The sequence below is a fragment of the Kitasatospora sp. NPDC057518 genome (assembly GCF_042802075.1).
Taxonomy (GTDB): Bacteria; Actinomycetota; Actinomycetes; order Streptomycetales; family Streptomycetaceae; genus Kitasatospora.
Genome location: NZ_JBHVEU010000377.1, coordinates 1 through 8839 on the forward strand (window position 1 = coordinate 1; position 8839 = coordinate 8839).

The window sequence follows — 8839 nt, forward strand, 5'->3', positions numbered from 1 at the left end:
GCCCACCTCCCCTCGGCGGCGGCTTCCTCCCGTCGCGCCTACTGCCCGTCCGGGTCGAGCAGACCCCGCCGGTACGCCGGGACGAGGTTCTGCGGGACGAGCATCTCCCGGCCGTTCAGGGTGATCGCGACCAGCTTCGGGGGCGTCGCCCGCCACTGGGCCCGGCGGTGCCGGGTGTTGCTGCGGGAGGTCTTGCGCTTGGGTACGGCCATCGCGGGCTCCTTCTCGGGTGGTGTGGTCGAACGCGTCGTCGGGCGGCGCTAGCGGGTGGCGTCCGAGGCGTACGGCAGGAGGGCCGTCTCCCGGGCGTTCTTGATCGCCCGGGCCACCGCCCGCTGCTGCTCGGCGGTGAGCCGGGTGACCCGGCGGCCGCGGATCTTGCCGCGGTCGGAGACGAAGCGGCGCAGCAGGTCGGTGTCCTTGTAGTCGATGTACTCGATGCCCGCCGCGAGCAGCGGGTTGGGCCGGGGCTTCGGCGGGGCGGATCGTTTGCGCACGGGAGGACGCTCCTTCAGTGGACGGGGTCGAGCAGGTCCTGGAAGGCGTCCGGCAGGGCCTTCCAGCCGGGTTCGCCGGCGGCGAGTTCGGCGTCGGTGAGCAGGCAGGAGTCGAGCAGGTCGGTGATGCCGTCGACGTCCAGCCCCTCGGCGGTGAAGCTGAGCTGCTGCACCCGGTCGCCGTGCCGGGGGTGCCAGTCGAGGGCGGCGGCGGCCCGGCGCGCGGGCGGGTAGAGCTCCCAGGCCGCGTCGGGCAGGGAGGTGAGCCAGGGCCCGCACTCCTCGACCGCGAGGTTCGCCCCGGCGGCGTCCCAGGCGAGTATCAGGTCGGGCCGGTTGGCCAGCCAGAACCGGCCGCGGCTGCGCTGCGCCGCCGGGACGAGCAGTTCCAGCGCCCGGTGCAGCCGCTCGGGGTGGAGCGGTCGGCGGCGCTCCCACAGCAGGGTGGCGACGCCCGCCTCGTCCCGCTCCTGCGGCAGCAGCGCGAGCGCCGGGTTGACCCGGTCGCGGGCGGCGGCCACGTCGAAGCCGCCGAGCGCGGCCCGGGTGAGCGCGCCGGTGCCGAGCCGGACGGTCCGGGCGGTGGCGTGCAGCTGGCGCAGGAGGGCGAGCCCCGGCGCGTGCGCTGCGGCGCGCGGCACGGCGAGCGTGCCGGCGTACTCGATCTGGTGGGCGAGCGCCTCGGCGCGGGTCCGGTCGTCGCGCGAGGCGGTCTGCTCGCCGTGCTCCACCAGGTCGTCGGGGACGGAGAGCTCGCCGACCAGCCGGTCCGGGTCGACGGCGGTGACCACGCCCGCCAGTTCGACGGCGTCGTCGAGCCGCCTCCCGTCCACCTCTCCCCCGGCGATCACCTCGACCGCGGGGTGCGGGTCGCTGCCGCCCCACAGTTCGACGATCGCCAGTCCGTACCGGCCGCCGTCGGCGATCTCCAGCAGCCGGGGCAGCAGGTCCTCGCGCAGGGCGCAGCACGGGCAGTCGTTCGCCAGCGGGACGTCGGCCACGTCGAAGGCCCCGGCGGCGTCGCGCAGCTCGCGGCGGACGGTGCCGAGCGCGGCGTCCCGCAGGTCGTGGTGCAGGACCACGGCGTCCACCGCGGCCGCCGCCAGTTCCTCGACGGCGGCCCGGCGCTGCTCCGCGTGCAGGCCGGCGACGACCACCACCGGCAGCCTGGTCCCGTCCACGGCGCTCACCAGCTCGCCTTGCGGACGCCGGGCAGGTGCCCGGCGTGGGCGTGGGCGCGCAGGTTGACCCGGGAGAGGCCGAAGGCCCGCAGGTAGCCGCGGGGCCGGCCATCCACGGCGTCCCGGTTGCGGACCCGGGTGGCGCTGGCGTCGCGCGGCTGGCGGGCGAGCTCGGCCTGGGCGGCGGCGCGCTCGGCGGGGCCGGTGCCGGGGTGGGCGATGGTCCGCTTGAGCTCGGCCCGGCGCTCGGCGTGGCGGGCGACGACGGCGCGCCGCCGCTCGTTCTTGGCGATCTTGCTCTGCTTGGCCATCAGACCTTCTCCCCCCGGGCGCGGATGCGGGCGACGGCGGCCTCGATGCCGATCGCGTCGACGGTGCGGATGCCCTTGGCGCTCAGCGCCAGCCGGACGTACCGGCCCTCGCCGGGCAGCCAGTAGCGCTTGCGCTGGATGTTGGGGTCGAAGCGGCGGCCGGTGCGGCGGTGCGAGTGCGAGATCGCGTTGCCGAAGCCGGGCCGGCGGCCGGTGAGTTGGCAGCGGGCGGACATGGGTGCTCCCTGGCGTCCGGGAATGGGCAGGACCGGGCTCACGTTACACCAGATGAAAATGACTTCCATTTCGATGTACGGTTCGAGCCAACCCCTCGGACCGGACCCCGAGACCCCGACCCCCAGACCCCAGGAGGACGTCCCATGGCCCGCAGCGAACTGCGCCCGGTGATCAGGCTCCGCTCCACCGCCGGCACCGGCTTCACGTACGTGACCCGCAAGAACCGCCGCAACGACCCGGACCGGATGGTCCTGCGCAAGTACGACCCGGCCGCGGGCCGGCACGTCGACTTCCGCGAGGAGCGCTGACCCCGGACACGCGAACGGCGCCTCCCCGGACTCGGGGAGGCGCCGTGGGCGGCCGGGCCGCTCGGCTCAGGAGCCCTCGGGCGTCCAGCGCTGCTCGACCCGGGCGAGCTTCCAGTACCCGATCGCGATCGCCCAGACGACCACGAACAGCCCGGCGATCGCGTAGCCCACGTTGTCCAGCGAGATGTCCGCGACGAACCCGGTGACCGGGTCGGTCAGGTCGAGCTTCTCGTGCAGCACCCCGACCAGCTCGATGGTGCCGATGATGAAGGCCACCGCGATCGACAGACCCGTGATGGTCAGGTTGTAGTACACCTTCCGGACCGGGTTGGCGAAGGCCCACTGGTACGCGAAGTTCATGAACGTCCCGTCCAGGGTGTCGAACAGGCTCATCCCCGCCGCGAACAGCAGCGGCAGGCAGACGATCGCGTACCAGGGCAGCCCGGAGGCCGCGCCCGAGCCGGCCATCACCATCAGGGTGACCTCGGTCGCCGTGTCGAAGCCCAGGCCCAGCACCATGCCCACCGGGAACATCTGCCCCGGCCGGGTGATCGAACGGGTCGCCCGGTTCAGCACCCGGGCCATGAAGCCGCGCGAGTCGAGGTGCGCCTCCAGCTCCTTCTCGTCGAACTTCCCGGCCCGCATCGAGCGGAACACCCTGAGGATGCCGAGCAGCGCCGCCAGGTTGAGCGCGCCGATCAGGTAGAGGAACACGCCGGAGGTGGTCGTCCCGATCACGCCCAGCCACTTGTGGGTGGCCGACTCGTCGTCCATCAGCGTGTTCGCCAGCTGCGCGCCGCCCGCCACCAGGGCGGCCATCAGCACCACCATCGAGGAGTGCCCGAGGGCGAACCAGAAGCCCACCGAGACCGGCCGCTTGCCGTCCGCCATCAGCTTGCGGGTGGTGTTGTCGATCACCGCGATGTGGTCGGCGTCGAAGGCGTGCCGCATACCGAGGGTGTACGCGGTGATGCCGAGGCCCACCCCGAAGACCTGGGTACCGACCGCGTACCGCTCGGGCGCGACCAGGAAGATCAGCGTGCCGAAGGCCACCACGTGCATGGCCACGATCACCGCCATCAGCCCGGCCGTACGGACGGTGTCCTCGCGCCGCCATCTGAAGCTGGGCAGCACGGAAGGGGCCGGCTTCGCGCCGGCGGCAACGGTTTCGGGCAGGGTCATCTGCGGATCACGCTCCAGCACCTCGTGGAAAACCTCGTGAGATGCCGTGGCCGGTCTCCTGGCTGACGGGATACCCGTGCCCGCCTTCCCAGGTGCGCGAGGCACCCAGTGGCTCCGTGGGCACGGACGACGTTCCTCCGCGGGCGGAGGAACGACCCGATCACAGTGGCGAGGGCCGCTCCGGGCTGGGACCCCTGAGGGTCCGTCACCGGTCTTCCCGAGCACCACGGCGGGGAACACCGTAGGGGCCGCGCCCCGACCCGTGCAAGGCTGCGCACCTGCGCAGGTGTCCAGGATCACAGGCGACCGCCTGCAAGAATGTCCGCATGCATCTCGTACCGGCCGACCGCGCGGGCCACCGCACCATCGACGGGCACCGGGTCTGCGAGGCCATCGCCGCGATCGGCGACCCCGCGCACGTCCGGTCCTGGGCCGAGCGGTTCTCCCTGCTCGCCGACCCCGGACGGCTCGCCCTGCTGCTCGCCCTCCACCGGGCCGGCCCGCTCGCCGTCAGCGACCTCGCGGTGGCCACCGGCATGCGCGACCCCGCCGTCTCCCAGGCCCTGCGGCTGCTCCGCACGGCCGGCGTGGTCACCGGCGACCGGGACGGACGAGTGGTGCGCTACCGGCTCGTGGACGAGGCCATGCGCCCCCTCCTCGACGAGTGCGCCGCCGCCGAGCACCACGAGCCCAGCGCGGCAGTGGGCTGACCCCTCCCGCCGACGCCTGCCCGACCTGCCGACTCCCGCTCGGTCCGCCGACTCCCGCCCGGGCCGCTGACTCCCGCTCGGGAAGGCGCGCCGCGAACGGCCCCGGCCAGTACGATCATGATGTGCCGTCCCACCCCCATGCCTGGCCCGCCGACCGCTGGAACACCGACCCGGTCAAGGCCCGCGTGCTGGCGGTCGCCCGCACCCTCACCTCGGCCACCCGGGTGCTGGACGTCCTCTCCCTGCTGAGCCCGCACGGCATCGAGTGGTACTTCACCGTCAACCCCGGTTCCGTCTTCGCCGACCGCGCCCTGGACGAGTACCTGCACGGCCTGTCCGGCTTCACCGTGCTGGACTGGGACGACGCCGTCCGCCACCGCTTCGACCTGGCCGTCGCCTGCGCCGTCCACTCCTCCATGCACCACCTGGACGCCCGCCTCGTCGTCCTGCCGCACGGCGCCGGCTACAACCGCCTGGTCACCGAGTCCACCGGCGACACGGTCAGCGCCGCCGGCCTGTCCCGCAACGAACTCACCCACCGCGGGCGGGTGTTCGTGGACGTCCTCGGGCTCTCCCACCCCGAACAGCTGGACCGGCTGCGGACCTCCTGCCCCGAGGCCCTGGACGTCGCCCGGGTGGTCGGCGACCCGTGCTTCGACCGGATGCTCGCCAGCCGGCGCTCCCGGGACGGCTACCGCGCCGCGCTCGGCGCCGTCGGCGGCCGACGGCTCGTCGTCGTCAGCTCCACCTGGAGCGAGCACTCGTTATTCGGCCGCCACCCCGACCTGCCCCGGCGGCTCGTCCGCCAACTGCCCGCCGACGAGTACACGGTGGCCGTCGTCCTGCACCCCAACGTGTGGAGCCGCCACGCCCCCGGGGCGCTGCTCGACGACGCCCGCCGGATGGGCCTGCGCCTGATCCCGCCCCACCAGGGCTGGCAGGCCGCGCTCGTCGCCGCCGACTGCGTGATCGGCGACCACGGCTCGGTCACCGTCTACGGCGCCGCCCTGGAACACCGCACCATGCTCGTCGCCACCGGCGCCGCCGAACTCGACCCGCGCTCCCCCAGCTACGCCTTCGGCCAGGCCGCCCCCGTCCTCGACCCGGACGGGGACCTCGCCGCCCAGCTCGAACAGGCCCTCGCCGAGGCCCCGGCCGGCCTGCGCGAGATCACCGACCGCTCGCTCGCCCACCGCGGCGAATCCGCCCGGCTGCTGCGCCCGCTGCTCTACTCCTTCCTGGACGGCCTGGACGAACCCGGGGACGAACCGGCCCTGCCGCCCTACCCCAGGCCCGTCCCCTGCCCCGGGGCCGCCGAGTGGCCCACCGCGTACGACGTCGAGGGCAGCACCGAGGGGACCGAGGTGAGCCTGCGGCGCTACCCCTTCCACCCGGACGACCACACCCCGCGCGGCTTCCACGCCCTCACCGACGAGCACCCGGGCGACGCCCTGCGCTACACGGCCGAGGTGATCGCCCGCACCGAGGCGCACGCCGAACGCCCCGCCACCCGCTGGCTCGCCGACACCGCCGCCGAACTGCCCGGCCTCGCCGTCGCGGTGGCCGCCCTCGGCCCGGCCCGCCACCTGCTCCGGCTGCACGGCGGCCGGCTGCTGGAGGCCCGCGCCGAACCGGACTGGGGCCGCCCCGATCCCGCCGTCGACCCGCTGCTGCTCGGCTCCGCCGTGGCCTGCTGGCTCGCCGACGGCGGCGACCCGGCCGGCCTCCCCGAGCACGGACTCACCGTCCGCACCGGCGGGCACCGCACCCGGGTGTCCTTCCACACCGGGCCCTGACCCCGCCTGGCCCGCTACGGACCGCCCCTCGGCCCGGACCGCCCCTCAGCCCGCCAGCTGCCGCAGCCGCTCGCGGCTGCGCTCCGCCAGCTCCGCGTCGTCCAGCTCCTCGGCGAGGGTGACGAGCAGGGTGTGGGCCTGCGCCTCCTTCGCGTACTGGTTCCGCTCCTTGGCCCGCCGGGCGCAGTCGTCCGCGTGGGCGACGGCGAGGTCCAGCTGCCCGAGCGCCCGGTGGGCCCGGGCCCGGACCAGCGGCAGCTTCATCAGCATGTCGGTGTCCCGCGTCCGCCCGGCCCGGGCGGTGGCCTCGGCCAGCAGGGTCAGCGCCTCCTCCGGACGGCCGTCGGCGATCAGCGCCTGCGCCAGGTTGTAGCTCTGGACGATCTCGCCGTGGTCGTCGCCCCGGTTCTCCGCCAGGGCCAGGGTGAAGCGCTCCACCGCGTCGCCCGGGCGGCCGTCGGCCAGGCAGAGCAGGCCGTCGGTCTCGTAGAGCACCCCGACCACCCGGCGGTTCGTCACCAACGGGACCAGCTCCGTGGCGAGCGCCAGCTGCTCGGCGGCGAGCCGGTACTCCTTGCGCTCCTGGTGGGCGCGGGCGAGCTGGTTGCGCATCTTGACCACGGCGGCCGGCTGGTTGTCCCACTGGGCCGACTCGATGCCGAGCCGGTGGGTGGCGATCCAGTCATCGTAGAGCTTGCGGCCGTGGTACAGCGGCCAGAGCGACTCGCAGAGCCGCCACACCTCGCCGTGCCACCCCTGCGCGGCCGCCTCCTCCACCACCGCGCGGAAGTCGGCGCGTTCGGCGTACAGCCACTCCAGGGCCGCGGCGTCGGAGGCGAAGCCGGGCAGGTCGTCGCCGCTCGGGTCCTGCAGCCGGAGCCGGTCCCTGCCCATCGTCCGGTCGGCGAGCGAGGCACGGCCCCGGAAGTACGCCACGACGCCGGCGAGGAGCCCGGCGCGGTCGGGCAGCTCCCGCGTCCGGCCGTAGGCGTGCAGCCGCACCACGTCGTGGGCCCGGAATCGGTCCTCGCCGTCGTCGTCCACCACCTCGTCGAGCACGTGGACGCCACGCAGCTCCCTGACCGCCTGCTCGGCGCGCTCGACGCCGACCGCCCGCGCCAGTTCGGCGGACACGAAGGGGCCGGGGTGCACGCCGATCAGCTGGTAGAGCGCCCGGCCCGGCGCCGACAGCCGCTCGTGGACCAGGTCGTACGTCGCGCCGAGATCGCTCTCCTCGTCCTCCAGCATCGCCAACCTGCCCTCCCGGTCGTGCAGTTCGGCCACCACCCGGCCGACCGGCAGGCTGTCCCGGTCCAGCAGCTGGCTCCCGACCGCGTTCAGCGCGAGCGGCAACCCGCCGCACAGCTCGACCAGTTCGGCCAGTTCCCCGTCGGTTCCCCGCCCGGAGCCCACCCAGCCCCGCACCAGTTCGGCGCCCGCCGCCGCGCTCAGCGGCCCGAGTCGGCGCACCTCGGCGCCGTCCATCCGCAGCGCGGGCAGCCGCCGCCGGCTCGCGACCACCACCAGCCCGCAGGCGGGGAGCAGCGCCCGGACCTCCGCGGCGTGCTCGACGTTGTCCAGGAAGAACAGGCACCGGCGCCCGGCGGTGGCGGTGCGGAAGGCCGTGAACCGCTCGGCCTCCACGGCCGGGGGCTCGGCGCCCAGGGCGCGCAGGAAGCCGGCCAGCAGCCCGGGGAGGTCCACCCCGCCCTGGTGCCGGTAGGCCTTCAGGTCGGCGTAGAGGTCCCCGCCGGGGAAGCGCTCCCGGTGGCGCTCGGTGAACTTGGCGATCAGCTCGGTCTTCCCGACCCCGCCGAGGCCGGTGAACACCACGACCCCGAGTCCGCCCTCCTCGACCCGGTCCAGCGCGCCGGCCAGTGCGGCGAACTCCGGTTCACGGTTGACGAACGGGCCGTGCGGCGCGCGCACCTGACGGGGCGTCGGCACCGTCGGCGGCTGGTGGAGGTGCACCGACCCGATGCTCCCGGCCTGCACCACATGGCCGCCCACCGTGGCGCCTGACACGGTGTTGGCCACCTCGTGCCGCTCCATCCGCCTGCTCCCTCCGGCCGCCCGGGCCCCAGCCTACGGGCTGGGCACCCGGCCGGAGGTGCGCTCCGGTGTCACCGGGGGGTGATCTCGCCCATCTCGCCCCAGCCGTCCATGCCGGGGATCTCGATCGAGACGATCTGCGGCTTGGCGGCCACGGCGTACGACATCTCGTCCATGGCCTTGGTGAAGTGCGCGGACTCCACGTGCTCCTTGCCGGCGTCGCCGTCGCGGAACGCCTCGACCAGGACGAACTCGTTGGCGTTGTCGACGCTGCGGGACCACTCGAAGAAGAGGTTGCCGGGCTCGCTGCGGGTGGCCTGGGTGAAACCGTCGACCAGGTCGAGCCACTCGTCGGCGCGCTCGGGGCGGACCGCGAACTTGACCGTAATGAAGATCATGGGACTTCCTTCCCTTCCACGTTCACACGTGGCCGTGCGGACGGGGGGGCCCCGCCCCCGCGGGCCCCCGCCCACCAAGCGGGGCGAGTAAGGACACCACCACAAGCGGGGGGTTGGGCGCCCCGCCGGGGGCGGGGACACCGCCCCGCAGAGGGGGGCCCACCACT

General features: G+C 74.5%; 11 protein-coding genes and 1 riboswitch. Of the genes, 3 read left to right on the top strand and 8 right to left on the bottom strand.

The window, feature by feature from the left end:
• Window positions 1-38: 38 nt before the first annotated feature.
• From rpmF to rpmB, 5 genes are read right to left on the bottom strand one after another with little or no spacing between them, the layout of a single operon-like run.
• The gene (rpmF, locus tag ACFU7Z_RS30045; protein WP_049661326.1) at window positions 39-212 is read right to left on the bottom strand and encodes a 50S ribosomal protein L32; all 174 of its coding nucleotides are present in this window, start codon (window positions 210-212) and stop codon (window positions 39-41) included.
• Window positions 213-260: 48 nt separating this feature from the next.
• The gene (gene rpsR, locus ACFU7Z_RS30050; RefSeq protein WP_380780936.1) at window positions 261-497 is read right to left on the bottom strand and encodes a 30S ribosomal protein S18; all 237 of its coding nucleotides are present in this window, start codon (window positions 495-497) and stop codon (window positions 261-263) included.
• A gap of 14 nt (window positions 498-511) precedes the next feature.
• Complete coding sequence (locus ACFU7Z_RS30055; protein ID WP_380780942.1) at window positions 512-1678, bottom strand: CobW family GTP-binding protein; 1167 nt, start codon at window positions 1676-1678, stop codon at window positions 512-514.
• A 5-nt stretch (window positions 1679-1683) separates the two neighbouring features.
• Window positions 1684-1989 carry a 30S ribosomal protein S14 gene (gene rpsN / locus ACFU7Z_RS30060; RefSeq protein WP_375875499.1) on the bottom strand — a complete coding sequence of 102 codons (306 nt, stop codon included), beginning with the start codon at window positions 1987-1989 and terminating at the stop codon, window positions 1684-1686.
• Window positions 1989-2225 carry a 50S ribosomal protein L28 gene (rpmB, locus tag ACFU7Z_RS30065; RefSeq protein WP_074002388.1) on the bottom strand — a complete coding sequence of 79 codons (237 nt, stop codon included), beginning with the start codon at window positions 2223-2225 and terminating at the stop codon, window positions 1989-1991. The genes rpsN and rpmB overlap by 1 nt, the downstream gene beginning before the upstream one ends.
• A 144-nt stretch (window positions 2226-2369) precedes the next feature.
• On the opposite strand from rpmB, the gene rpmG reads away from it, so the two are divergent.
• Window positions 2370-2534: a 50S ribosomal protein L33 gene (rpmG, locus tag ACFU7Z_RS30070; RefSeq protein WP_049656556.1), complete on the top strand. Its 165-nt coding sequence runs from the start codon at window positions 2370-2372 to the stop codon at window positions 2532-2534.
• A gap of 66 nt (window positions 2535-2600) precedes the next feature.
• On the opposite strand, the gene ACFU7Z_RS30075 is transcribed toward rpmG, so the two are convergent.
• Window positions 2601-3716, bottom strand: a complete 1116-nt coding sequence (locus tag ACFU7Z_RS30075) for a HoxN/HupN/NixA family nickel/cobalt transporter (RefSeq protein WP_049656561.1) — start codon at window positions 3714-3716, stop codon at window positions 2601-2603.
• Window positions 3717-3746: 30 nt separating this feature from the next.
• Window positions 3747-3960: riboswitch (cobalamin riboswitch) on the bottom strand.
• Between the two features lie 82 nt (window positions 3961-4042).
• On the opposite strand from ACFU7Z_RS30075, the gene ACFU7Z_RS30080 reads away from it, so the two are divergent.
• Both ACFU7Z_RS30080 and ACFU7Z_RS30085 read left to right on the top strand, forming a co-directional pair.
• On the top strand, window positions 4043-4426 hold the full coding sequence (locus ACFU7Z_RS30080; protein WP_049656554.1) for a metalloregulator ArsR/SmtB family transcription factor: 384 nt from the start codon (window positions 4043-4045) through the stop codon (window positions 4424-4426).
• 122 nt (window positions 4427-4548) lie between these two features.
• Complete coding sequence (locus tag ACFU7Z_RS30085; RefSeq protein ID WP_380780939.1) at window positions 4549-6222, top strand: hypothetical protein; 1674 nt, start codon at window positions 4549-4551, stop codon at window positions 6220-6222.
• A 45-nt stretch (window positions 6223-6267) separates the two neighbouring features.
• Here the strand turns inward: ACFU7Z_RS30085 and ACFU7Z_RS30090 are convergent, their stop codons facing one another.
• A complete protein-coding gene (locus ACFU7Z_RS30090) occupies window positions 6268-8274 on the bottom strand; it encodes an AAA family ATPase (protein WP_380780941.1) in 2007 nt (668 codons plus the stop codon).
• Between the two features lie 71 nt (window positions 8275-8345).
• Window positions 8346-8672 (bottom strand): putative quinol monooxygenase, encoded by a 327-nt coding sequence (locus ACFU7Z_RS30095; protein ID WP_074002386.1) that lies wholly within the window; start codon window positions 8670-8672, stop codon window positions 8346-8348.
• Window positions 8673-8839 lie beyond the last annotated feature (167 nt).

What these genes read in the sequence shown, in the direction of transcription:
- rpsN (WP_375875499.1), bottom strand. Translation starts at nt 1,989, where the DNA reads ATGGCCAAGCAGAGCAAGATCGCCAAGAACGAGCGGCGGCGCGCCGTC.
- ACFU7Z_RS30095 (WP_074002386.1), bottom strand. Translation starts at nt 8,672, where the DNA reads ATGATCTTCATTACGGTCAAGTTCGCGGTCCGCCCCGAGCGCGCCGAC.
- ACFU7Z_RS30080 (WP_049656554.1), top strand. Translation starts at nt 4,043, where the DNA reads ATGCATCTCGTACCGGCCGACCGCGCGGGCCACCGCACCATCGACGGG.
- rpmF (WP_049661326.1), bottom strand. Translation starts at nt 212, where the DNA reads ATGGCCGTACCCAAGCGCAAGACCTCCCGCAGCAACACCCGGCACCGC.
- ACFU7Z_RS30090 (WP_380780941.1), bottom strand. Translation starts at nt 8,274, where the DNA reads ATGGAGCGGCACGAGGTGGCCAACACCGTGTCAGGCGCCACGGTGGGC.
- rpmG (WP_049656556.1), top strand. Translation starts at nt 2,370, where the DNA reads ATGGCCCGCAGCGAACTGCGCCCGGTGATCAGGCTCCGCTCCACCGCC.
- ACFU7Z_RS30075 (WP_049656561.1), bottom strand. Translation starts at nt 3,716, where the DNA reads ATGACCCTGCCCGAAACCGTTGCCGCCGGCGCGAAGCCGGCCCCTTCC.
- rpmB (WP_074002388.1), bottom strand. Translation starts at nt 2,225, where the DNA reads ATGTCCGCCCGCTGCCAACTCACCGGCCGCCGGCCCGGCTTCGGCAAC.